The sequence below is a fragment of the Vicingus serpentipes genome, from assembly GCF_007993035.1.
GTDB classification, from domain to species: Bacteria; Bacteroidota; Bacteroidia; order Flavobacteriales_E; family Vicingaceae; genus Vicingus; species Vicingus serpentipes.
Window position 1 is genome coordinate 197,260 of record NZ_VOOS01000005.1, and the last position, 25,942, is coordinate 223,201.

General features: G+C 32.7%; 12 protein-coding genes. 3 read left to right on the plus strand and 9 right to left on the minus strand.

Translation table 11 applies throughout. The features are described 5' to 3' along the window. Nucleotides 1–46 precede the first annotated feature (46 nt). The 3 genes from FRY74_RS11265 to FRY74_RS11275 all read right to left on the minus strand — a co-directional run bounded on the left by FRY74_RS11265 (nt 47) and on the right by FRY74_RS11275 (nt 2,521). Nucleotides 47–859 carry a purine-nucleoside phosphorylase gene (locus FRY74_RS11265; protein WP_147101672.1) on the minus strand — a complete coding sequence of 271 codons (813 nt, stop codon included), beginning with the start codon at nt 857–859 and terminating at the stop codon, nt 47–49. Nucleotides 860–920: 61 nt separating this feature from the next. After that, entirely contained in the window at nt 921–1,475 is a 555-nt protein-coding gene (locus tag FRY74_RS11270) for a hypothetical protein (RefSeq protein WP_147101674.1), read from the minus strand. Nucleotides 1,476–1,540: 65 nt separating this feature from the next. Next, nucleotides 1,541–2,521, minus strand: coding sequence for a LuxE/PaaK family acyltransferase (locus FRY74_RS11275; protein WP_147101676.1), 981 nt, complete (start codon nt 2,519–2,521; stop codon nt 1,541–1,543). Between the two features lie 25 nt (nt 2,522–2,546). Here FRY74_RS11275 and FRY74_RS11280 point away from each other — a divergent pair, with 25 nt between their 5' ends. From FRY74_RS11280 to FRY74_RS11290, 3 genes are all read left to right on the plus strand, one after another. Next, nucleotides 2,547–3,041 carry a hypothetical protein gene (locus tag FRY74_RS11280; protein ID WP_147101678.1) on the plus strand — a complete coding sequence of 165 codons (495 nt, stop codon included), beginning with the start codon at nt 2,547–2,549 and terminating at the stop codon, nt 3,039–3,041. A 37-nt stretch (nt 3,042–3,078) separates the two neighbouring features. Beyond that, a complete protein-coding gene (locus FRY74_RS11285; RefSeq protein ID WP_147101680.1) occupies nt 3,079–6,693 on the plus strand; it encodes an ATP-binding protein in 3,615 nt (1,204 codons plus the stop codon). Between the two features lie 80 nt (nt 6,694–6,773). After that, a complete protein-coding gene (locus tag FRY74_RS11290; RefSeq protein WP_147101682.1) occupies nt 6,774–7,961 on the plus strand; it encodes a radical SAM protein in 1,188 nt (395 codons plus the stop codon). Nucleotides 7,962–8,030: 69 nt separating this feature from the next. On the opposite strand, the gene FRY74_RS11295 is transcribed toward FRY74_RS11290, so the two are convergent. Genes FRY74_RS11295 through FRY74_RS11320 form a run of 6 tightly spaced genes read right to left on the minus strand, consistent with a single transcriptional unit; the run spans nt 8,031 to nt 25,871 of the window. Then, nucleotides 8,031–11,879 (minus strand): adenylate/guanylate cyclase domain-containing protein, encoded by a 3,849-nt coding sequence (locus FRY74_RS11295; protein WP_147101683.1) that lies wholly within the window; start codon nt 11,877–11,879, stop codon nt 8,031–8,033. 3 nt (nt 11,880–11,882) lie between these two features. After that, nucleotides 11,883–14,186 carry an OmpA family protein gene (locus FRY74_RS11300; protein ID WP_147101685.1) on the minus strand — a complete coding sequence of 768 codons (2,304 nt, stop codon included), beginning with the start codon at nt 14,184–14,186 and terminating at the stop codon, nt 11,883–11,885. Between the two features lie 6 nt (nt 14,187–14,192). After that, nucleotides 14,193–15,116: a PorP/SprF family type IX secretion system membrane protein gene (locus FRY74_RS11305; RefSeq protein ID WP_147101687.1), complete on the minus strand. Its 924-nt coding sequence runs from the start codon at nt 15,114–15,116 to the stop codon at nt 14,193–14,195. Nucleotides 15,117–15,126: 10 nt separating this feature from the next. After that, nucleotides 15,127–15,867: a gliding motility-associated C-terminal domain-containing protein gene (locus tag FRY74_RS11310; protein WP_147101689.1), complete on the minus strand. Its 741-nt coding sequence runs from the start codon at nt 15,865–15,867 to the stop codon at nt 15,127–15,129. Between the two features lie 14 nt (nt 15,868–15,881). Continuing rightward, entirely contained in the window at nt 15,882–20,606 is a 4,725-nt protein-coding gene (locus FRY74_RS11315; RefSeq protein WP_147101691.1) for a beta strand repeat-containing protein, read from the minus strand. A 15-nt stretch (nt 20,607–20,621) separates the two neighbouring features. Continuing rightward, nucleotides 20,622–25,871 (minus strand): beta strand repeat-containing protein, encoded by a 5,250-nt coding sequence (locus FRY74_RS11320; RefSeq protein WP_147101693.1) that lies wholly within the window; start codon nt 25,869–25,871, stop codon nt 20,622–20,624. Between the last annotated feature and the right edge of the window lie 71 nt (nt 25,872–25,942).

Genomic DNA, 25,942 nt, shown 5'->3' on the forward strand with positions numbered 1-25,942 from the left:
CATGTTTATGTTTGGGGGTTTTCTTTTTTTTGTAATGAATCTCTTATTATAATCTTCCTATTAATTCAACATACAATGCAGTTAATTGAGGTTCTGCAACTGCAGCTGCAGCTAAAATTTCAGATAGTGCTACAGGTGCTAAATTTTCTGGATCACATTCATCTGTTAAAACAGAAATTGCACAACACGGTAATCCCATATGGTTAGACACAATAACTTCTGGCACAGTACTCATTCCTACAGCATCTCCACCTAGTTTTGCTATCATTCTGTATTCTGCTCGCGTTTCTAAATTTGGACCTGTTACTGGCACATAAACTCCTTCATTCAGTAATATTCCTTTTTCTTTAGCAATTGCTCTTAACTCATTACTTAATTTATGAGAATAAGGCTCACTCATATCTGGAAATCTTGGCCCTAAATCTTCATAATTTTTACCAATTAATGGGTTTGCAGGGAACATATTAATATGATCAGTAATCAACATCAGCGTGCTTTTTTTGTAGTTTAGTTTAACTGCTCCAGCAGCGTTAGAAATCAATAAATTTTTAACACCTAAAAATTTCATTACACGAATAGGAAAAGTAATCTGCTCCATACTATAGCCTTCATAATAATGAAAACGACCTTGCATTGCCACTACATTTTTCCCTTTTACGGTTCCAAAAATTAATTTTCCATGATGAGATTCTACTGTAGAAACTGGGAAATGAGGAATTTTTCCATAATCCAATTCATATTTCACATCTATTTCAGAGACTAACCCTCCTAATCCTGTTCCTAATACAATTCCTACTTCTGGCAAATCTACTCCTTGGGATTTTATATAATTTACCGCTTCATTAATTTTTGCTATCATATTTTAAAACTAAAAAAAGGAGGTTATAAAACCTCCTTCAGTGCATTTTTTATTAATTGAATTATACTTTTCTACCTTTAACTTTAGTACTCGATTTTTTGTAATCTTTAATTTTTTTCATTTCAAATTTCAAATAAGCTCCAGCTCCTCCTGGCATAATATAATAAACTTTATCTCCGTAGTTAATTTTACCTCTTCCGTTGTTCCATTCTGCACCCATTATCTCATATCGACCTCTATTATTAGGGTCTCCAAATACTAAATACTTATTATCATCAGAAGGATCGAAACTAATTTTTAATTTATTACCAGGTAAAACACCTACACAAACTCCAGGAGTTTTAGCATCAATTGCAATATTGTCTAAACTTGCCGAAGTAGATACAATTAACTTACCATCTTCATCCAATTCTTGAGATTCTCCTGAACTTTCTCCTCTTTGAAGAGTTACTTCTTTTGAAATGTAATATTGTAATTTTTTTAACTTAGCCTCATCAAAATTATACTTTGTTCGTTCTACATTCGTAAAAGGAATTAACTTTTGACAAGAAGTTAATAGTGTTACAGAACCAATTAAGGCAATAACAAATAGTTTAGTTAAGTTTTTTATTTTCATCATAGTATGTTTTAAATCGTGCTTCGATTTACTCAAAAATCGAACCAAACAAAAATATTTATTTGTTAGCTGATTAACAAATTACAACCTCGTAAATCGCTGTTGTCAAATCTACCCAAAATTTCAAAGGTATTATCGTTATTTTTTTTACCTAAATCTTGTGTAGAAATAAAAGCACAAGAATCAATATTTGCAAGATCTATAACGTTTACTCCTCCAGTTTTTTCAGTGGGTAAAAATGTAAATGGATCGTTAATATCTCTTATCAATATCTTCATCCATTTTGGTGATTGATAAACACCTTCTCTAAAAGAATATGCTTGAGATAATAATTCTGTCATCCCATACTCAGAATGAATAGCTGTAACATTAAAGCTATCCTTGTATATCTGATGCAATTCTGCTCGAGTTAATTCTTTCCGCCTTCCTTTCATACCACCCGTTTCCATAATTATAACATCAGATAAGTCAACTTGATGTTTTTCAGCAAAATCTAATAATGCAAAAGAAACTCCCAATAAAATTATTTTTTGGTTCGTTTTCTTTAGTTGCTGTATAGTTTGAATTAATTTATCATATTCATCCAAATAAAATCCACTTAAAGAATTTTTGGAATGCTTGACCAAATATTCAGTCATATAAATTAGAGAAGAGCCTTCTCTTTCCATATATGATGGTAATAATGCTAAAAAACAATAATCTGATATCTCTCCATAAAATTGATTAAACCCTTTCACAAAACTCTCTTCATATACTTTTAAATCTTTAACCAAATGTTTACTCTGGTTTTGACCAGTTGTGCCACTACTTAAAAATGTTTGTGCAGGATTAAATTCACCAGTAATAACTTGATCGGTTTTAAATAATTCGATAGGTAAAAATGGAATCTTTTCAATGCTCGTAATTTCAGTTGTTTTAATGTTTAATAAATCACAAAATTTACGGTAAATTTTATTTTCATTATACTGTAAATGAAATACTTGGAGCGCTATTTGTGTAAACTCCTCGTCTGATTGAATTTTAAATATTTGTTTAATCAGGCTCATTTAAAATTATTGGTAATTTTAACTAATGAAAAAGTTTACAAACTTACTCATATTATCTGCCTTAGCATTATTTGCTTGCAAGAAAGAAGACAAGACTCCAGAGCCTCCTGTACTTACTTTTGTAAACGCTAGTTTATCGAGTGATAAAAGCTACGCTATTGTAAATTTTGAATTCTTTGATAATGATGGTGATTTAGGTCTTCGACAAAATGAATCAACTGGCGAACAGGAATATAATCTGTTTGTAGAATATTATGAAAAATTAAACGGCAGTTGGGCGAAAAAATCTCCAATTATTACTTACAATAGTGGAACTAACGAATACGACACTACTGTTTTTCATTTAAGAGTACCTTTTATAGAAAACGAAGCAGGAAAATCATTAAAAGGAGAAACTAATGTTCTTCTGCTATACAATCCGTTTACATTGTCTGATACTATTCGATATGAATTAATGTTAAAAGATAGGGCTTTGCGCTCAAGCAATGTTATTACTACTTCTGAAATCATTCTGAATTAGAACCAGAGGTTTAATAACTCACAATTCAATTACTTTAATGAAAAAACAACGCTATATTCCATTTATCTATTTAATAATTGGAGTCGTTATTCTTTTATTTTTAGAGTTATTCCCTCATCTTTTTTACTCTACTAGCTTTAATATAAAAGCTTTTAATGCTGTTTTACACCAAAAAGAAACTATTGCATTAAACAAGCTTAATGAACTTAAATCAGAACAAGACAACTTTTCATCTTTCAAAAATTTTAACTCTTTCGAAGAACAAGGAATTAGTTTTTATGTGTTAAAAGATGACAATATTGTCTTTTGGACAAGTGCCACAACTCCAATAGATAGTTTATCAAAATTTAGCGATGATGAAGGAATTATTCATTTAAAAAATGGATGGTATCATTATATTAAATCCAAAAATAAACAACACACTTATTTGGCATTAATATTAATTAAACATCAATATTCCATCTCAAATAATTACCTCTCTCCTTCCTTTCATAAAAGCTTTAATTTACACAGTGATATAGAATTATTATTTCATGAAGATTCAGAAGCACATAAAATATACTCACTAAAAGGGAAGTTTTTATTTGCTTTAAATGAACTTCAATTTAATTACAAATCAAGTAATTGGATAATGGTTTTACTCTTTTTGAGTGCATATGTCTTGCTCATTCTTTTTGTTTATTACTTTTCGCAACAAGTAAATTCTTTAAAAAAATATAATGCCATAATCGCTGCTATTTATGTTGCTTTAAGCTACTTCTTATTTACATTTTATAGTTTCCCGACAACTCTTTACCTACAAAAAATATTTAGCCCAAGTGTATATGCTCATTCTGCCATTTTACCTTCATTAGGTAATTTTTTATTGGCTGCAATTACACTTTTTGCCTTTTGCCTTTTTCTGATTAAATTGATTAAAATACAGCCTAAAAAAAATAAACTTTACCCACTTTTATATCTAATTCTAACCTCAACAATTTCTTTAGTAATCTCAAATTGGTTTGTTGGGTTAATTAACAATTCTAATATTAATTTCGATGTAAATTATATCCTCGAATTAAGTGCTTTTAGCTTTATTGGAATTTTCATTGTTATCCTTTTATTTATAAGTATTGTAGTTTTAATTAAAGCCACGATAGATTCTTTTAGGAACACATCTTTTACGCACAACCAGCTAGTTTCTATTTATTGGTGTATTGGCTTAATTACTGTAATTATAGGCGATTTTCTTTTTCAAATCGACTGGACAATAAGTTCTTGGTTTTTAATTTTAATCCTTATTTTTTCTGCATTTAAAACTAAAAAATATTCCCTCTACCAAAGCACTGTTGTAATTGCATTAATTGCTCTTTCAATTTCTTATGGATTTATAAAGTATAATGGGGAGAAAAACGAAACTACTAAAGTTTCATTGCTAAAAAAACTAGCTCAAGAAAAAGACCCTGTAACAGAATATTTATATGAAAATTTAAAACTAAAAATTGAGGCAGATACTGTTTTAACAAATTGGGCTGGTAATTATTGGGAAAATAAAAATGAACTTGATAAATATATCATTGATAAATACTTTAATGGATACTGGTCAAAATACGATGTAAATACTTACCTGTGTCAAAACGAAGACACATTAATCATTGAAGGTGAAAATGTTCAAGTTAGCTGTATCGATTTTTTTAATGAAAAAATAGAAGCGGAAAATAATTTCTCAGCTAATAAAGATATCACATTTCTTTACTCAGGAGAAAATATAAGCAGTTATTTAGCTAAAGCAACAATCAAATTAAACGGTTCTTTAATCGCCAATTTATTTATAGAACTATTACCTAAAGTACTTTCAAACACAGAAGGTTATCCTGAATTATTGTTAAACAAAAAAGAAATTGACATCTCTGTAAATTTAAATAAACAGTCTTTTGCAAAATATAAACAAGGGCAATTAACCAATCACGTCGGTAGGTTTAATTATAACACCTCAATAGTTGATAATAATTTTAGATTTAATGATGATGGAATTTTCGTTACAGAATCAGAAGGTTTTCATCATTTGTATTATCAAAGCAACAAAAACACTATCGTTGTGTTGAGTTCACCTATTAAAACATTGTTTAACCACGTTACTACCTTCTCTTACTTTTTCTTACTTACAGGTTTTATTGCTTTGTTAATTGGTTTATTATTTAACCTTGCTCCTTTTAATTGGCAAATTACGTCAACCAGTTTTAGTACTAAAGTTCAGTTATTTGTAACCATATCCACTTTTATCTCTTTTCTTCTTTTCGGTTGGGGAACTTCATACTACATCAAACAACAATATTCAGATAAAAATATAAAATCGATAAAAGAAAAAGTTCAATCTGTTTTAATTGAGCTAGAAAACAGTTTTGGTAATGAAGAAAAACTTGGAACGAACTTGACTGAATTTATTAATTATCAACTGATTAAATTTTCAAACATTTTTTATGTTGACATTAATTTATACGACATAAAAGGAAATTTAATTTCTACCTCTCGACCAGAAATTATTGAGCGAGGATTAATAAGCGATAAAATTAATCCTGATGCTTATTATGCATTAAACAACGAAAAAAAATCTGTGTTTATTCATGATGAAACGATTAGTTCATTAAATTATTTATCTGCCTATGTTCCTTTTAGAAACAAAAAAAACAAAATAATTGCCTACTTAAATCTGCCTTATTTTTCTAAACAAAACGAATTAGAAACTGAATTTTCAAGCTTCTTTACAACCTTAATAAATAGTTATACCCTCTTATTTTTAATTTCTGCGATAATTGCATTTGTTTTTGCAAATTACATTTCAGAACCTGTTCGATTAATTAAAGAAAAAATAAGTGCTTTACAGTTTGGTAAAACGAATGACCTTATTGATTGGCAATCAAATGATGAAATTGGGTCTTTAGTTCATGAATATAATAACAAAGTGCTAGAACTTGAAAAAAGTGCAAATTTATTAGCAAAATCGGAAAGAGAAAGTGCTTGGCGAGAAATGGCAAAACAAGTTGCTCATGAAATAAAAAACCCTTTAACACCAATGAAGTTAAGTATTCAGCACCTAGAACGGTCGATTACAGATAACCCTGATGATGTTGCAGAGCGTGTTAAAAGAACTGCAAAAACTTTAATTGAACAAATAGATACTTTGACAAATATTGCGAATGAATTTTCAAATTTTGCTAAAATGCCGACAGCAAAACAAGAAAAGGTAAACCTTTCGGAAATAATAGAAACTTGTATTGATTTATACCAAGATAAAAAAACTACAATTAGCTACATAAACAATATTAACCAAGCAATTATTGTAAATGCAGATAAAGACCAAATGAATAGAGCATTTTCTAACTTAATTAAAAATGCTATTCAAGCTATTCCTTTGGATAGAGATGGTGTTATTGAAATAATTTCTACTGAAAATACAAATATCTTCAAGCTTGAAATTAAAGATAATGGCAAGGGTATTCCTGAAGATGAACAAGGTAAAATATTCACTCCTAATTTTACAACTAAATCAACCGGAATGGGGTTAGGGTTGGCTATGGTTAAAAATATAATAGAAAATGCTAATGGTACAATTACATTTAATACAATCGAAAATGTTGGCACTTCATTTTTTATAGAACTTCCCAAAGTATAAAAAGCTTCCATTTAGCTTATTTTGAACCATTCTGAATTGCATCAAATTTAGTACATTTGGGTTTTTAATAAAATTATTGAATGTACGGATTAAAGGATTACGTAAGTAGGGCTAAAAAATTTGCCAACAATAAATCAAATATTGGGCCTAGAAAATTAGCTACTTTAATGATATATGCAACTGATCTTTGTGATTCACGTTGCAAGCATTGTAATATTTGGGCAAAACGACCTGTAAAATATCTTTCGTTTGAAAAGATAAAAGAAATAATGAAAAGCAAAGCAATATCTAAAGATACAGCTATTGGGCTTGAAGGGGGAGAGTTTTTACTTCATCCAGAAGCTTTGCAAATCATGGAATGGTTTACTAAAAATCACCCTAATTTCGATTTACTTTCTAATTGTTTAAAGCCAGACAATTTAATTGAAGCCGTTAAAAAATTCCCTCCAAAGCGTTTATACATTTCATTAGATGGAGATGTTGAAACATACAAACACATGAGAGGTAAAGATGGATATGATAGAGTAATAAAAGTAATTCAATCTTTAAAAGATGTTGTGCCAATTTCTACAATGTTTACGTTATCGCCTTACAACAACTTTGACGACATGAGACACGTTGCTGAAGTATGTAAAAGAGAAGGCGTTGATATGCGCGTTGGGGTATATAATGACATGAGCTTTTTTGATACTGATGATAAAGCACATGAAACAGGAATTGCTACAAAAACAGCTGAAAAGCAAGTTCCAAATTATGTAGATGGCGATACTGCTCTTGAAGTAAAGGAAGAAATTCACAGACCATTATCTACTGACTTAAAAGACGAACATTTTAAAGATAAAATACCAGCTATTATTAAAGAATTTAAAGAGAATTATGATTTCTTAGTATTATACGATGAATGGCGTAAGGGCGATTTAAAAATGTCGTGTAATAGTATTATCGATTCATTAAGTATTTTACCAAATGGAGATGTTCCGTTATGCCAAAATTTAGATGTAAAAATTGGAAACCTTTTTGAACGCTCTTTAGATGAGATCATAAACGATAAAGAAACTCAAAAAACTCAAAAACATTACCAACACAATTGTAATGGCTGTTGGGTAAACTTCCACAGAAAATATGATGTAGTTTTACATCGTATGTTTGAGAAGTACTTTGGTAAAGGAATTACAGGTAAAATGTTTGGTAACTACCAGTGGGAAGCCGATAAGAAAACCACTTATAAAGAATACATGAAAAGAGCAGATGAAATTGTATTGAAATAAATACTAAATATATAAAGCAAAGAAGCCCTTCAAATTTGAAGGGCCTCTTTGTTTTAATTAATTCCAGTTCTAATCCTTATAAGTTTTTAAACGAGCCTTAACCTCTTCTAAGCGAGCTTTTTTATTGTCTCTGCGTAATTCTATTGCTGTTTTGGTAAAATACCTGTGCTGCTCTAAAAACTTAACCTGAAGCTCATCCCATTGTTTGTCGGTTTGAACCATATCTCTTTCCATTAATTCTCTTTTTAACTTATCAGCAATTAAATGAAAATCATCACCGCCCAAATAATCTAAATCAGCATCACAAATAATTTCTTCTAATTTATTTTTAGGCTGCTGAGGAACCTTTGTAGCATTAATCAACTGATGAATTACTTCTATTTGCTCATCAGTATAACCAAATCGAGGTAAAACTTCTTTGGCTAAAGCGGCACCAATTTCTTCATTTTTGGAATATTGCTTTACAAATCCTGCATCGTGATATAAAGCTGCGGTTTTAAGCAAGAAAATATCATCTCCTTCAACACCTTCCATTAACGCAATACGTTCTACTGCAGCACAAACATCCAACGTGTGTCTTAAATCATGGTAATGTAAATTATCAGGCAACTCTTTTTCTAATCGATTCACAATATACTTTTCTGCTTTACGGTAATTAATTCCGCTATAAATATGTAAATCGACATACTTCTGGAAAAGTTCGTTTGGCTCATTTCCCTCTCCATTTATTGATAATTCTTTTCGAATTCGATGTACAAAATACATGTCAATTGTACCCTTATTTTTCGCTTTTACCTTTCCTCTATACTCACACTCAAAAAACTCTTTAACTAAATTATATGTAGCTCCCGAAATATTAACCATTCCTACTCCACTAGACGCTTCTACTCTACTTGCTATATTTACACTATCACCCCAAATATCATAAGCAAAACGTTTAATCCCCACTACTCCAGCAATAATTTCACCAGTGTGTATTCCTATTCTAAGACCCCAAGACTTTTCTCCAATTGCTTCCTTATCAATATGATCTTGGGCAACAAATCGTTGTATTTCTAACCCAGCTAAAACAATATCAATAGGATTACTCTTATTTCTTATCGGAATACCTCCAGCACACATATAAGAGTCTCCAATTGTTTTTATTTTTTCAATATCATACTTTTCAATAATCTCATCAAACTTAATAAAGTAACGATCTAACTCCGCAACAAGTTCTTGAGGATCAATTTTTTCAGCAATTTTAGTAAAGCTCTTAAAATCAGTAAACATAATGGAAGCTAATCGATACTGCCTAGCAGTAGCTTTTCCTTTTGCTTTTAGCTCTTCAACAGTTTCTTCAGGCAAAATATTTAAAAGTAATTTTTCTGCCTTTTCTTTCTCAATTTCAATTAGTTGCTTTTGACTTTCAATTTCTTCTTTTTGCTTGATTACTTCATAAGTACGCTCTCTAACCTGAACTTCTAGTAATAATTTTTGAGCTTTAACCCTATTAATTTTTGTGATATAATAAGCATAAATTATCGCTAAAATAACTAATATGCCTATAGATCTAAACCACCAAGTTCCCCATATTGGAGGTAAAACAACAACTCGAATTTGAGCGGGAGTTTCATTCCACACACCATCACTATTTGCAACTTTTACTTTAAAAATATATTCTCCTGGATCGAGATTAGTATAGTTTGCTATTCTATTGTTTCCAATATATACCCAATCTTCATTAAAATTTTCCAACATATAGGCATGTTGATTTTTTAATGGATAAGCATAATGCAAGGATGCAAACTCAAAAGAAATAACATTTTCTTTATACTTTAAAGTGATTTCATCTAACTCTGAAATCTGTTTTTTTAATATAGAGTTTGGTCCAATACTAACTGGCTTATTAAATAAATAAAAATTTGTAATTAAAGGTTTTGGTAGTGATTTGTTTTTATGAACGTCTTCAGGATAAAAGGAATTATATCCATTTACTCCTCCAAAAAATATTTCTCCTAAACTATTTTTATAATAGGCTCCCGTATTAAACTCATTACTTTGAAGCCCATCACTTTCTTCATAGTTATAAAACGTTTTTGTTTCCAAATTAAAAGCAGAAACACCTTTATTTGTTGATATCCATAGATAATTCCTATCATCAGCTATAATACCATAAATTACATTGTTACTAAGCCCTTCTTTTTCTGTAAATCTAGTAAACTCTTCTGTTTTAGTATTAAATTTATTTAATCCTCCCCCAAAAGTTCCGACCCAAAGTATATCCTCTTTTCCTTCAATAATTACTAATACACTATTTTGACTTAAAGAGTTAAGATAAGCAGGATTGTTTAAATAGGATTTAAAATAAATGCTATCGTTTTCTTCAATAACTTTTACCAATCCCCCTCCATCAGAACCTAACCAAATATTTCCTTTAGAATCTTCTAAAACAGATCGAACAACATCATTTTTTAAATTATATTCTTGATTAGAAGATGTATATAATTTAAATGTTTTTCGGTCAGCGCTTACAACAACCAAACCTTCTTTTGTACCTAACCATAGGCGATGTCTTTTATCTTCTTTGATAGTATAGGTTCTACTTTTGTTTTCCCCATTTAAATATTTTATTGGTATTAATTTACCATCTGTATACGTTAACAAACCACCATCAGAACCTAAGTATATAGTGCCTGTATGGTCTTTAAACACAGAATAAATACTATTGTTTTTTTGAATGTTAGATTTAGAAAAATCTGGTGCTAATGAAATCATTTCACCAGTTTCTTTATCAAAGATATTGACCCCTTCATTTGTACCTACCCAAAGAGTTGATTTAAAAGCATCATCTTGAAATATACACCAAACCATATTACTATTTATAGTATGTGTAGTGTTTGGCCAATGCTGATAATGTTTAAAATATTGTTTTTGCTTATCAAACTTGTCCACACCAGATTGTGTTCCAATCCAGATAATCCCTGTGTTATCTTCGTAAATTGTATTTATTTTATTACTACTTAAGCTTGTTCCAATTGTAGCATTGTATGAATAATGATCAACATTTTCTAAAAATTTAAACTTATATAGCCCACTATTTTCTGTTCCTATCCATATAATTCCAGATTTATCTTCAAAGATTGTACTTACGCTTGCATTACTAATTCGTGCATTTAAAATAGCATGTCGAGATATTTTATCTGACTTAGTATTATAAATACAAATCCCTCTATTTGTCGCTATCCATATTTGATTTTCGGCATGCTTATAGAAATCAAAAGTTGTATTACTATTCAACCCACTATTTTCTGAATAATAGTGAGTCGAAGAATTGTCTTTTGTATTAAGCTTTATTATTCCATTACCTTCTGTAGCAATAAACAAAGTTGTTTTCTCAATAAACTTTATTTTTCTAATTTTTAGGTTTTTTGCATTTGTGCTTAATGACAAAGGTATTGGTGTTATTTTTTTTGTAGATTTTTCAATTTTAATTAATTGGTTCTCAACTCCTGCCCAAATGTATTTTTCATCTTCTGCTATAGACCATACATTATTTTTAGATTTACCTAAAGTGTTCTTAGCAATAATGTTTTCAAACGATTGCTCTTCTATATTGTATATGTTTAATCCATTTTCTGTTGCGAGCCAAAGTAATCCACTACTATCTTGATAAACTTGGTGAATGAAGCTATTTGAAATGGTTGTTGAATCTGTAATATCACTAGAAAACACCTTAAACTCAAACCCATTATATTGGTTTAATCCATCTTGTGTTCCAAACCACATTAACCCTTTTTTATCTTGTAAAATGGTTAATACTTCACTTTGCGAAAGACCATCTTTTAAAGTTAGATGTGAAAATTTGATATTAGTTTGTTGTGCTTTACAAAAGAAAGTAATAAGTAAACAAACAATAAATGAGAATAATTGCTTCAATTTTTAACGGCTCTTAATTATTTTAAATTCTGTTCGTCTATTTTTTGCTCTTCCAGAAGGATTATCAGTTCCATCTTCATTTTCATTAGCAGCTACTGGTTGAGTTTCTCCTAATCCTTTAGCCGTAATTCTATTACTGTTAACTCCTTTTTGTAAAATATATTCTCTTGCTTTTTGAGCTCTCTCATGAGAAAGTCTTAAGTTATAATCGTCACTCCCTTTTGAATCGGTATGAGAAGTTAATTCAACGTTAACTCCTTTATTTTTATTTAAAATAACAACTAATTTATCCAATTCTTTCGCCGCCATGGCATTAACATCAGAAGATTTATAGTCATAAAATATTTTTGAAATTACAAAATTTTCGTTTTCAGCAATTTTAATTACCTCATCAAGTTCATTAATAAGGGTAATCATATTTTGCTCACTGTTAAGCCTTACATATCTATATTTTCCATCAATTAAACGTTTAGCAGCCTCTAACACTCTCCCATTTTCATCAACAATAATTAAATTCAGTTCTGAATCATCTTCAGCTAACTTAAACAAGTATTGCTCATCAGGTGATAGCTTATCAAAAACAAACTTACCATCCTTATCTGTTTTAGCTTTTCCAATAATATTTCCTTCATCATCAACCACCCAAACTTCCATTCCTCCTGAATAATCACCAGGTAATTTTTGATATAATTGACCAAAAACGCTAACTGTTAACAAGCTTTCATCTTCTTCTTCCAATAGTGGCAATTCATCATATTTATCATAAGGTAAGGCCTGAAAGTTATATTTTCCTTTACCAATATCGTTTGCTAAGAGTACTTTTTCTCCATTAGAGTTCGTTAAATAAAGTTTTGCTTTATCCAATAAGCTTTCATCTTCTTCATTTATTTTTAAGAAATAACTCTCATCCATTTTCAACTTATTGAACTTAAATTTTCCATTTTCATCTGTTGTTACAGATTGTAATAACTCGTCATTTTCGTCATATAAAGAAACTTCAGTGTTAGAAGCAGGTAATTTATCATATTCTAATAAACCTGTCATTGATGTTTGCTGTTCTATACTTTGGTAGTTAAATTTATAAATATCATCACTACCCATTCCACCCTCTCTATCAGATGAGAAATAACCATTTTCATCGTCTGTAAAAAAGATTCCGAAATCGTCTTTTGAAGAATTTAAAGGTGTTTTTAGGTTTTTAGGATTAGTCCAATTATCTGTTGAAAAAACTGAAAAAATATCCATTCCTCCATAACCCGAAAGTCCGTCAGATGAAAAATATAATACATCTTTTCTATAATAAGGAAACACTTCATTCTCAGGTGTATTTACTTCCTTACCTAAGTTAATAGGTTCTCCCCAGTCATCTCCCTCTCTATTGCAAACATAAATATCCATTTTCCCTTGCCCTCCAGGCATATCAGATGCGAAAAACAGTTTAGTTCCATCTTCAGAAACCCAAGGATGAGCTACAGAATACTTATTGCTACTGTATTTAAATTCTTTAATGTTTTTCCATTTTTTTCCTTCTAAATCAGCAGTAAAAATTTTTATTTTATTACTATAATCTTTCCCTCTTTCTTCCTTTTCAGCTCTTGTAAAATAAATTGTTTTATTATCACTTGTAATAGAAACTGGGCCATCGTGATAAACAGAATTTAATTGATGAGAAAACTGTTTTGCTTTCTTATAAGAATTTGAAGCTTTGGCATAAAATATAGATAAATAAGGCTTATTGTTTGCTCCAAAATTATTTTCATTTACCAAGTCGGCTCCTCTTTCAGAAACAAACACAATTCCATCTTGATAAATTAAAGGGCAAAAATCTGCGTTTTCTGAATTAATATTTTCTACCGTTGAAACAGTAAATTCTTTTGGATCAACTTCCCAGTCTTTTATGTCTAAGCATGATTGAACCATTAATTCTCCTATTAAACTTGATGGGTTTTTTTCTAAAAACTTTTCAAATTGAATTTTGGCCTCTCTTACTTTCTCATTGTTTTTTAATGATTGACCATAATAGAGATAATTTGCGCTTTCATCAGGATTTAGCTCTACTGCTTTAGCATAATATGTTTCAGCATTTGTATAGTCTTTAAGCTTACGGTATGAAAAAGCTATATTTTCTGTAGCCTCAATGTTATTCGCATCCTTTTTTAATGTCTTTGCATAATATACAATAGCATCAGCATATTTACCTTCCTCAAAATAGGTGTTTGCTTTACTTAGCTGTCCAAAAGCATAGTTTCCAAAAAAGAAACTTATAACACCAAATATTAAAACGTACTTAAAATTTTTACTTCTCATTCTTCACTAAAAATATCTTGGCGAAATTACTTTTGATTTAAATAAACTTAGGTCATATCCTATAAAAATTTCATGCGAACCAGATCCAGCGGTGCTGGTTAAGTCACTAAAATTATGATCATAGGCATATCCTACTCTAAAGTTTTTATTGATATTAAACTCGGTAAGCACAATAATGCTATTTCGAGTAGTTAGGGTTAACCCTGCTAAAAATGTTTGTTTGATTAAAACACTTCCGTTTAAATCAATATTGCCATTTCCTTGTCCGTCTCCTCTAATTAAAGCAGATGATTTTAGCACTAGGTTAGAATTTAATACAAATGCTTTTCCGACAGTAGCTGTAAGGTGAGAATAAACCTTTGCCGGATTATCTTCTGTACTTAAGGATGATGAAACTTTATATTGAGCTTGGTTTAGATGGTCTATTGCTACTCCTGCGTAAAATGTATTTGTATTGTAATAAATACCGAAATCGAATGTTGGTATTATAAAACTACCTGCAGCATTATTTGGAATTTCATCTTGTTCATCTTTATATTCTATTTTAGCCCAATCGTAACTATAATTTTGTATTCCTCCTTTTAAACCAAAAGCTAACTTTCCTCTTCCAATTTTTAAGCGGTAAGCGTATGTTCCTGTTGCTGTTAGTACATTTCTAGGCCCTATTGCATCATTAATAATTTGCAAACCAACACCCATACTTTTATTTTTTAATGGACTATTAACTGCAAATGCTTGAGTTGTAGGTGCTCCATCAAAACCAACCCATTGACTTCTATGAATTAAAACCCCACTTAATACTTCTCGGCTACCTGCATATGCAGGATTTACACCTAGAGGGTTAAACATATACAAACTATAAACGGGGTCTTGCTGAGCAAAACTTTGTAAACTAGTTAGCAATGTTAGTATTAATACTATTTTTTTCATTCGTTTTAAATTATCTTGTTATTTCTACCCAGCCTTTATAAGTTTCTCCATCTATCGTTCCCACATAAAAATAGGTGCCATCAGGCAAATCATTTCCACTATTATTTTTACCATTCCACACAACGTCATCATTATTATATCCTGAAGCTTCCCATACAATACTTCCCCATCGGTTAAATATTTTAATTTCATTTTCAGGAAATTGTTCAATATTATCTACTATCCATAAATCATTATTACCATCTCCGTTAGGTGTAATCCCTGAGTAAAATTTGATTTTACAATCCTCTTCACTATCCAATCCAACAGTAATTAATTGAAAGAAATAACAACCATTTAGACCTATAATTTTAACATTATAAGTTCCTGCTGGAAGTTGTGCTGGATTATCTTGATCTGAAGAGTCTGTAACATTTTTGATTAATAAACTATAAGTTCCATCTGCTTTAGGCGCACATCCAAGAACACTATTGATAAAAATTGATCCATTTGATGCTCCATTACAACTTTCATTTATTACCTCGTAGGTAACAATTGAATCAACATTCATGCTAGGTTGTTGAAACCCTTGAGTTAATATTCCATTAACTGAAAATAAAGTTTGCACAGCTGGTTCTCCAACAGTTGAAGATAGTGACATTGTTGTTCCCACTTGATAGCTACCCGTACTCCCTATAACTTGACGCGATATAGTAACTTGAGCATTAACAGTAAAGCTAAAGAGTATAAATATATATAGTAATTTTTTCATTTGTTTTTTAGCTTTTAATTATCTGATCTTGACAACTCCATCCATTTTGAACCATTCCATATTAGAGTCATCGTGTCTCCAGTATACAATAATGCGTTTCCAGCTAAGTTAGCATTCGCTTTATCATCATTAATTGTTAAAAGATAACTTCCTACATTTTCAATGATTAACATTTGTCCAGCTCTAAGACCATTATCAATACCTAACATCGTTGCACCTCCAAAACTTGTAGTAACACGAATAAAACTTCTATCTCCAACAGGGAGTGTAAATGAAGTAGCTCCTGCTGCATATGTAGTAGGAGCATAAGTAACACCTCCGTTTACTTCTAATGAAGTTCCAGGATTAGATTGTTTAATACCCAAATTACCACCAAAATAATTATAGTCTTCACCAGAACTATAAACTCCAAATTTGGTTCCATTACCACTAGTTGCTAAGCGTAATCCATATTTGGCACCAGTATGAGTACCACCAGTTGTAATACGCATACCATAGTTTGTTCCAAAATTACCCGCTGCAGTAACATCAACACCATAATTTGTTCCTGTACTATTTCTAGCTACAGCATTTAATCCTCTATTAAATCCTGAACCACTACCTTCTGATGCAAAATATCCACCAGTAACATTACTAGATGTAGTACCTGTTGCTGATGCTTGAATACCTGTAACTGATTGAGTACCTCCTGCAGAAACAGTTATTCTAGCACCAAGAGAGCCTGACAATATACCCGGAGCTCCATCTGTTTCATTCTGTATTGCTAAAGAAACACCTCCGTCAGTAGGGTCAAGTATATAAACTTTAGAGACATTTGTTGCAATAGAGCCTATTGATAAATGATCCTTCATATATACATTACCGTTTGCAAAGTATCCACCCCAATTAGTAGTAGCTCCAGCCGCACTAAAATAACCCGCCATATTAATACTTGATGGTCCAGTATTGGTAACACTACTTCTTACACCATAAGCAGTATGAGTACTACCTACATTGGCTCCTGTACGATTAATATTAATCATGTGACTACTATTATTTGCTGTTCCATCAGTTGAATTAGACCCCATATAAAGTAATGAACCATTTTTCAATCCTTCATCTTGAATATATACAGTGCTACCATTTGCATTTCCTAAAACATGAAGCATTGATGAAGAAGCAGGAGCTGCAGTACCAATACCTACATTGTTTGCAATTGTAGTAGGGTAAATATTATTTCCTGATTGTGACCAAAAAGTAGCTGGAGCAGTTGGTAATGGTTGCCATTCAGCATTTCCTTGCGCATCCATACTAGTTAATACTGCGCCAACTGCAGGGGCTGTTACTGATAAATTATCTAACCTTAAAGTTCCATCTAAATGTAGTTTAGCAGAAGGGTATGTTCCAACACCAATATCTCCAGAATTAGTTATAATCATTCTTTCAGTAAAATTGGTATTAAAACGTATTGCATCATTTGCTGCAATTTGTAAATAATCACCCGATCCTGGAACAGATATAGATGCTTGAGAGTTAAAAGACCCAGCACTAGTGTTTCCTAACTCTAATGAAGGATAAGCCGCTGACGTAGTTTGTGAATCTTGAATAAATAACGTTGGACTATTTCCATAAACATGAAGATTCCCTGTTGGAGAAGCTGTTCCAACACCGACAAAATTTGATAAAGTTGAAGGGTATATTTTCCCGGCACTTTCAGTCCATAAGGATGTTGCTACAGTTGGTGTTTGCCATGTTGCATTACCCGCAGCATCAGAAGTTAGAACAAATCCATTAGAAGCACCGCTAGGTAGTGTTAATCCATTTTGAATATATACATCACCATCTGCAAAGTATCCCGCATAATTAGTGTTACCTCCAGCAGCTCTTGCATAAACACCGTAGTTTGTACTCCCTGTATTTGATACAGTACTACTAAAATAACCTCCGTAACCGCTTTGACTTACACTTCCTCCTCCATTAACTTGACTATAAACTCCATATCTTATACCACTAAATGCATTGTTGTTATAAACCTCAAGGCCATAAGCACTATTAGTTCCATTGTAAGCATTATCAATATACATCCCTTTTTCTCCAGTGGTTTGTAAATGAACTTTGAATTGAGCGTTTGGGGTTGTTAAACCAATTCCAATAGGTTTTGAAATATCTGTAGCATAAATTTCTGTAGCTGTTTCAGTCCATGGAGTTGAACCACTCAGTCCACTCAAATCAATAGTTCCTCCACCATTAGAAAGAGATAAGTTCGGATTCGCAAAAGATAAAGTTTGAATTTCGTTTGTAGAACTAGCATCTGCATCATCAACAACTAGGGTTACTGAATTTCCTCCCGAAATTGATAAATTTTGAGATCCAGAAACATAAGTTAAACTTTGGTTATCACTGTCTGGAGGCGTTGGATTTGCAATCCAACTTACTCCATTATAGTATAATAAATCTCCTGTACTAGCAGTTGCAGGTAGCTCTATTTCATTTGTTGGATCATTATCTGCATCGTCAGGACTTGTTATAAATCCACTATCATTTGTTAAATCACTAGTATTGGTTGGTATGGTTGCTGCTAGTGTAATGGGTGAGCCTGCTGTACCATCTCCGGTAATACTAGTTCCATCTGTAATTGCTGTTTGTGAACCCCAATTGTCTGCTCCTGCACCTGGAGCTTGCGCTACCCATGCACTCCCATTCCATGTTAACACCTCATTAGTTCCTGCCGTAGCTGGTAATTCTATCTCGTTATTTGGATCATTATCTGCATCGTCAGCACTTGTTATAAATCCACTATCATTTGTTAAATCACTAGTATTGGTTGGTATAGTTGCTGCTAGTGTAATGGGTGAGCCTGCTGTACCATCTCCGGTAATACTAGTTCCATCTGTAATTGCTGTTTGTGAACCCCAGTTATCTGCTCCTGCTCCAGGGTTTTGTGCAACCCATGCAGTACCATTCCATGTCAGAACTTGGTTTAATATTGCTGTTGCTGGCAACTCAATTTCATTCAAAGGGTCTGAATCGGCATCGTTAATGTTTATTGCAGAAATAGGTTGTGCTATCCAATTTAAACCATTCCAGTATAACATATCTCCGGTTGTTGGAAAAGTACTTGAAATAGATGCTCCTGCTCCGTTAGAAATATTAATAGTATTTCCGGAAATAGTAAGGTCTTGTAATTCATTCGTTGATGATGTGTCATTATCAATTACTTGTAAAGGGTTTCCTGTCGTACCATTTCCTAAAAGATTTGGGCCAACTGTATTAACAGTATCTGTCCCCCAATTGTCTCCTGTAGCTCCTGGTGCTAGCCAAGTAGCATTACCTAATGCATCAGAAGTTAAAACATCTCCAATATTTCCTGCGCCATTTGTCACTCTTAAATTGGTAGTTGATGTAGTCCCTAATACATTAAATTCTGTTTGAGTTGGTCCTAATCCATGAACTTTAATAGATCCCGTATCCAGCACTAATTGAGTAAAATTTGATGGGTCAACTCCATTTGATCTAATGTTTAAAACTTTTTGTGAAGCAATGTCAGCAAATGCAGTATTAGGGCCAACAAATTGGATTTCAGGTGTTCCTACAGCTTTTTGAATTGTTAAAGGTGAAGTTGGCGTAGATGTTCCTATACCTACCATATCAGTTGTGTTATAGATAACTCCTGCACCTTGTGTCCAATCAGTATCACTCGAAGCAGGGGGTAATACTACTTGACCTCCATTGGATAAATAGATAGTATCTCCTACTATACTTAATACCTGCAACTCATTAGTTGAGTCTGCATCTCCATCTATCGTATTTATTACTTCTTGTAAACCTAGCTCATCAGTATAAGTATATGTTCCATCTCCATTATCTTGGATAGATGTTACAGTTTCTGAAATACTTGGTAACACCACACTATTACCATTACTTAAAAATAATGTGTCATTTGATATGCTTAATACTTGTAACTCATTGCTCGGATCAGCATCTGCATCTCCTAGGTTTGTAATTGTATCACCTGACAAACTTACTCCATTACCAGGAAAATAAGTCGTCCCACTTGCTCCTGCTGGTCCCATTGGCCCAGTTAAATTTGCAGTCGTAAATGTTGTTGCATCTGTATAAGTTATTGTAAAAGTACCATCTCCATTATCTACAGTTGAAGCTATACCTACTCCGTCATTTCCGTTTGTCCCATTTACACCATCAGTTCCATTACATATATAATAAGAAATTGGCGTTTCTCCTCCTGATAAAGCTCCATCATCATTTAAATCTAACCATGTTTGTATAAAGTATCCTCCATTTGGACAATTCGCTCCAGCAGGTTCTGCAACTGAGCTAATTAAACTATTATGACCATCAGCTCCAGGAACTCCACTTGTTGCAGTTTTTGCATGTAAGGCATAAGGCACAGATAATAACTGTGTTGCTGGCATTACATCTCCATCTACTGTTACTTGTAAGTAAAAGATAGAGCTACCCCAGTTAATCGTTGAAAAATTACCACTATTAACCGATCCTAATCCAATTTCTGATGTAAATAAACCAAATTGATTAGTTGTTTCAGCATGTGTTTCTGAATAGACAACAGTACCACTTGATGACCCTTGCAAAATAGCGTATTGTACCGAAATAGACTGATTTACCATTGGTACACCAGCTAAATTTCTAGCTACTGCCTGATAATTTATGGCCTCGGGTGGACTTTGTGCAAAAATGCTAAAACTAAAAAATAAGGCAATTATTAATAATACTTTTTTCATGAAACAACTTTTTTATTAATCTGCATAAACTAAATGACCACTAAACCAAGATTCATCTCCTGCTCCAGTCATTAAAAGTGGGCCACCTCCATTTAAAACATAAACGTTAACTTGTATTTTATCGTTTGCACTTAAACGAATTGTAGATGAAACAGTATTTGTTACTTTTTCACTATTTTTTATTGGCTGTTTAGAGGAATATAATGTAACCCCATTAACTAATAAGTCAACTACTGTTATTTCATCTGGACCTCCTCCTGTATCAGAAAATAGAACACTTGCATTAAAAGTATAAACCCCATTAACAGGAGCAGTAAAACTGTACTGGCCGGCTGAAGCATTAAAATTCCCTCCTTCATCAAAATTTACTGCATCAAATTGACATAAAATTGGATTAGTATCGACTGATATTGAAGCTCCTCTAGCTTCAAAAGCTACTGCATTTGGTTTCCATGTTGCATTACCAGCTGCATCAGATGTTAGTACTTTACCAGCTCCTTCAGTTCCGTCAGTCAATTTAAATGTTCCATTCACATCTAGTTTGGCAGTTGGTATAACTACACCGACACCAATATCTCCGTTAAAATAATTTCTATCCTCTCCAAAAGAATAAACACCATACTTTGTTCCTGTTCCATTGTTTTGTAAATATAAGCCATAAACAGTTCCTGCTGATGTACCTGCTGATGAAACATGAAGACCATACTTATTTCCTGTTCCTGTTCCTCCAGTGTTAACCTTAAGCCCATAGTTGTCTCCAGAGTTTCCTGTAGCTGTAAAATCTCCTGCAATATTTGAACTCGTACTATTTCTTGCATTAGCATTTACACCCCTATTAAAACCAGAACCTGCACCTTCAGCAGCAGCCCAAACACCAATTTGATTACCTGTTCCTGTCCCTGTAACTGCACCGTAAATTGCTGTTTTTGAAGTGTTTGTTGCAGAAACTAAAACTTGAGAGCCTACAGAACCACCAGGAGTTGATGGTGTTCCATCAGTTAAGTTTTCAACAGTAAAAGCAGTGTTATTAGCTACATTATTATCAATATTAAATCCAAAAGTTGATGTTGAATTAAATGTTAAGGTATTTGCTGCTTGTGAAACAGTAGTTGCTCCACTTAAATTTCCAGATCCTGTATAAAGGCTAGTTACAGAAGCAGGTGTTTGCCATGAAGTATTTCCAGCAGCGTCAGTTGTCATTACTTGACCAGAAGCAGTTCCGTCTGCTGATGGTAAATTATAAGGTTTTACACCATCATCAATTCTTATTGTACCATTTAATACATGAAGTTTTTGAGTTGGATTTGTAATTCCAATACCTACATTTCCAGTAGATGTTATTCTCATTAATTCAGCACTTGCAGTACTACTTGTAGCTGTGTAAAAAGCGTGATGACCGTTAGCCTGATACCTTAATAAACCTCCATTAATACCAAAACCAAAGAATTCATGGTCATTGTTGGCTGCTTCAAATAATACAATTTTTCGATTGGTTAACGCAGTACCAAATTGAAGAGGAGCATGAGGTGTTGATGTTCCTATCCCAACATTTTCATTAACAAAAACATCTCCTGCAGCGAAAAAACCAGCCCAATTGGTAGCTCCACCAGAAACATTTGAATAAACACCATACTGAGTTCCTGTTCCGTTAAGCACAACAGAATACAATCCATACTTTGCTCCCGAAGATGTTCCATTTACATCTGCTCTAAACCCGAATTGATCAGAAGTAGATGTTCCATTTACTTCAGAACGAACCCCATAAATTAAAGCTCCTTGTGTGTTTACGTTTCTAAAATAACCTCCATATGAAACACCTGTTGCAGAAGATGAATTTTGCCCATAAACTCCATAAGTAACTCCTGACCCTGCACCACCTACAGATGAAAATATACCTGTTCCATTAGATGTTCCTGATGCAGTAGCATTTGTAGAAATTGCAGTATTTGCAACACCTGCATTTGATGCTCCAGCATATATCCCTGTATTATTCCCCGTTGTATTTCCTCCTATTGCTTCTAAATAGGCACCATATTTATCACCCGTCCCAGTTCCAGCATTTTCTGCTTTTATAGCGTAAGTGAAATTTGAACTATTATTTGTATTAGAAATTTCAACAGAAATATCCTCTACGGTATTATCAACATCTAACCTAGCTGATGGAGACGTAGTTCCTATACCCATATTCCCTAACTCATTTATGTTTACAAAATCAAATAGTGAAGCGGTTGGGCCATCTGCACCACCTTTAATGTGAAAGCCTGTATTATCTACATTTAATTCCCAATCGTAAGCAGAAGTATTTGTTTTTTCCATTCGCAATGTTGTAGAAGATGCCGTAGATAACGTTAATAATTGAGATGGAGTTGCTGTTCCTATTCCTACATTTCCTGTACTATAATGAATATTAGGTGAAGCGTCTATCCATAAAGAAGAGCCTGAAGGTGCAATCCAGCTCATGTTTCCAGTTCCATCTGTACTCATTATTTCTCCAGGGTTTCCATGATCTACTGGCAGAGTGAACATTAAATTTGACGAAGGAGATGTTGATGCTCTTAATCCTGTGGATTGACCACCTCCATTAAAAATAATAGCAGGATTTCCAAATCCGGAATTATTTTGCAAATAAATCGATGTATCAGAACTTGAAGAAATGGTTAAACCATCCTTATTGGTTGTAATTCTAGCTCTAGAAGTATCAATTGAAAAAGAAGCTAGCGGTGAAGAAGCACTTGAACCTGCAGCTCCATTTCCATATATTTCAATCCCATACTCATAACCTCCCATATATGAAGCTACTCCTGTTCCATTTGTTGTACGAATCCAATCAGATCCATTAAATAATAAATTGTTAGTGTAAAGATTATAGTTAAACCCTCCTGGGCCAGTAATTGAATCTAAATGTAATTGAGGTCCAATTTGAATTTTTGATATAGGATTTATCGTCCCAATGCCAACCTTACTATTAATAGAAGTAGGATGTAATGTGTCGCCTACTTGAGTCCAAGGGCTAGCCGATGCAGCAGAACCCCAATAAGTGTTTCCTGCTGCATCTGTAGTTAATACTTCTCCAGGATTTACACCATCTGTAACTGGAAAAGAGTATGGACTTCCTGAACCGTTATCGATAGTTAATGTATCATGCAGTGTAGTTGTCCCAAAAACATCCATTAAAGAACTGTTCGCTGCTAAAATTCCTTTTCCTATTGCTAAGTTTCCATTTCCATAAGAAATAATATGGCTTCTATATGTAGTTCCGTCAAAATAATTTACACTCCATCCAGCAAAAGCATCTGATGAATTTGTTTGTGCTCCAATTTCCCAATACTTATTAGCAATGGAATTGTTTGACATTTTAACTCTGTTTAGGTTTCCTGTTGTTTCTCTTAAATGCATAGTTGGTTCTGCTGTTGAAGCAGAATGATTTACAACAAATTTACCGCCACCTGCTGGTAAGCCATTTATTCCAACATTACCTGTTGTGCTAATCGTCAGGTTATTAGAGTTAGTTCCTCCTCCTAGATTTAAACCTGTTGACCCTGCGCCTACATATCCATAATTAACAGGTGTTGTAGCTGTAGAACCTAAAAATTTAATTCCAGTGCCATTTGTACCAGTATGTTCTATATTAATATTAGTTCCTAAAAATCCACCATTAGAAAAAACAGCTGTAGAATTCATAGCTCCTCCACTAAACGTAAGCGTATTTGCATTTTGATAAACTGTTGTTGGTCCTGATAGCGTGTCAGAACCCGAGTAAATTCCATTACCATCTGAAGAACTTGGCAGTTGAACAAAGCCTCCATTGCTCAAAAATAAAGTATCGTTAGAAATAGATAAAACCTGTAGTTCATTTATTGCTGAAGTATCGTTATCTATTACCATTAACGGATTCAAAACTGTTCCACTTCCCGTAATATTTGCTCCAGTTACATTTACAGTATCATTTCCCCAGTTATCAGATGAATTTGGTAATTGCCACTCAGCATTACCAAAAGCATCCATTGCTGTAAGAACTGCTCCAGCTACAGCTCCATCACTTATTGTAATACTGTCCGTTTGTGTTCTTCCAATAATGTCAAGGCTTGTTGTTGGAATAGTTGTTCCTACTCCAATATTACCATTATTTAATATCGTTAATCTATCAGTTAAATTTGTTCTTAAATAAATATCTGAAGCGTCGATTAAAGTTGCTCCTGAAGCTTCAATGTTTAATTGCCCTGGTGCAACTATATCAGAGTTCCCTGTTCCAACAAATTCTATATCACTTGTATTTGCATTGTCTATTGTTAAAGGAGATGTTGGGGTTGATGTTCCTATTCCAACCATGTCAGTTGTGTTATAAACAACTCCTGATCCTTGTGTCCAATCTGTATCGCCAGTAGCTGATGGCAAAGCGACAAATCCACCATTAGTTAAAAAGATAGTATCGCTTGTTGCATTTAATGATAATAGTTGAATTTCATTAGTTGGATCAGCATCAGCATCTCCAATATTGATTATAGTATCGTTTGACAAACTAACCCCATTACCTGCAAAATAGGTTGTTCCTCCTGAACCTGCTGGCCCAGTTAAATCATTTGTTGTATAAGTTGTTGAATTAGAATAATAAATTGTTAACGTACCATCCGCGTTATGGATAGTTGAATCTATTCCTACTCCATCATTTCCGTTTAATCCGTTAGCTCCATCTGCTCCATTACATATATAATAACTTATTGGTGTTTCTCCTGATGACAATAACCCATCATCATTTAAGTCTAACCATGATTGTATAAAATAACCTCCATTAGTACAGTTTACTCCTGCAGGTTCTGCAACTGAACTAATTAAACTATTATGACCATCTACTCCTGGCACTCCACTTGTTGCTGTTTTTGCATGTAAGGCATAAGGCACAGATAATAACTGTGTTGCTGGCATAACATCTCCATCTACTGTTACTTGTAAGTAAAATATTGAGCTACCCCAGTTAATCGTTGAAAAATTACCACTATTAACCGATCCTAATCCAATTTCTGATGTAAATAAACCAAATTGATTAGTTGTTTCAGCATGTGTTTCTGAATAGACAACAGTACCACTTGATGACCCTTGCAAAACAGCATATTGTACCGAAATAGACTGATTTACCATTGGTACACCAGCTACATTTCTAGCTACTGCCTGATAATTTATGGCCTCGGGTGGACTTTGTGCAAAAATTGACAATGAAAATAACTGTACAAAAAGGATAAGTACAAGAATTGAAACTATTTTTTGCATTAATCGAAATTTTATTAGTGTTGAACTAACAAATGTAAGATTCTAACTAATACCAGTCAAATTTAAAAATG

Coding starts and splice junctions, on each gene's coding strand:
- FRY74_RS11265 (WP_147101672.1), bottom strand. CDS start 859: ATGATAGCAAAAATTAATGAAGCGGTAAATTATATAAAATCCCAAGGA.
- FRY74_RS11270 (WP_147101674.1), bottom strand. CDS start 1,475: ATGAAAATAAAAAACTTAACTAAACTATTTGTTATTGCCTTAATTGGT.
- FRY74_RS11275 (WP_147101676.1), bottom strand. CDS start 2,521: ATGAGCCTGATTAAACAAATATTTAAAATTCAATCAGACGAGGAGTTT.
- FRY74_RS11280 (WP_147101678.1), top strand. CDS start 2,547: ATGAAAAAGTTTACAAACTTACTCATATTATCTGCCTTAGCATTATTT.
- FRY74_RS11285 (WP_147101680.1), top strand. CDS start 3,079: ATGAAAAAACAACGCTATATTCCATTTATCTATTTAATAATTGGAGTC.
- FRY74_RS11290 (WP_147101682.1), top strand. CDS start 6,774: ATGTACGGATTAAAGGATTACGTAAGTAGGGCTAAAAAATTTGCCAAC.
- FRY74_RS11300 (WP_147101685.1), bottom strand. CDS start 14,186: ATGAGAAGTAAAAATTTTAAGTACGTTTTAATATTTGGTGTTATAAGT.
- FRY74_RS11305 (WP_147101687.1), bottom strand. CDS start 15,116: ATGAAAAAAATAGTATTAATACTAACATTGCTAACTAGTTTACAAAGT.
- FRY74_RS11310 (WP_147101689.1), bottom strand. CDS start 15,867: ATGAAAAAATTACTATATATATTTATACTCTTTAGCTTTACTGTTAAT.
- FRY74_RS11315 (WP_147101691.1), bottom strand. CDS start 20,606: ATGAAAAAAGTATTATTAATAATTGCCTTATTTTTTAGTTTTAGCATT.
- FRY74_RS11320 (WP_147101693.1), bottom strand. CDS start 25,871: ATGCAAAAAATAGTTTCAATTCTTGTACTTATCCTTTTTGTACAGTTA.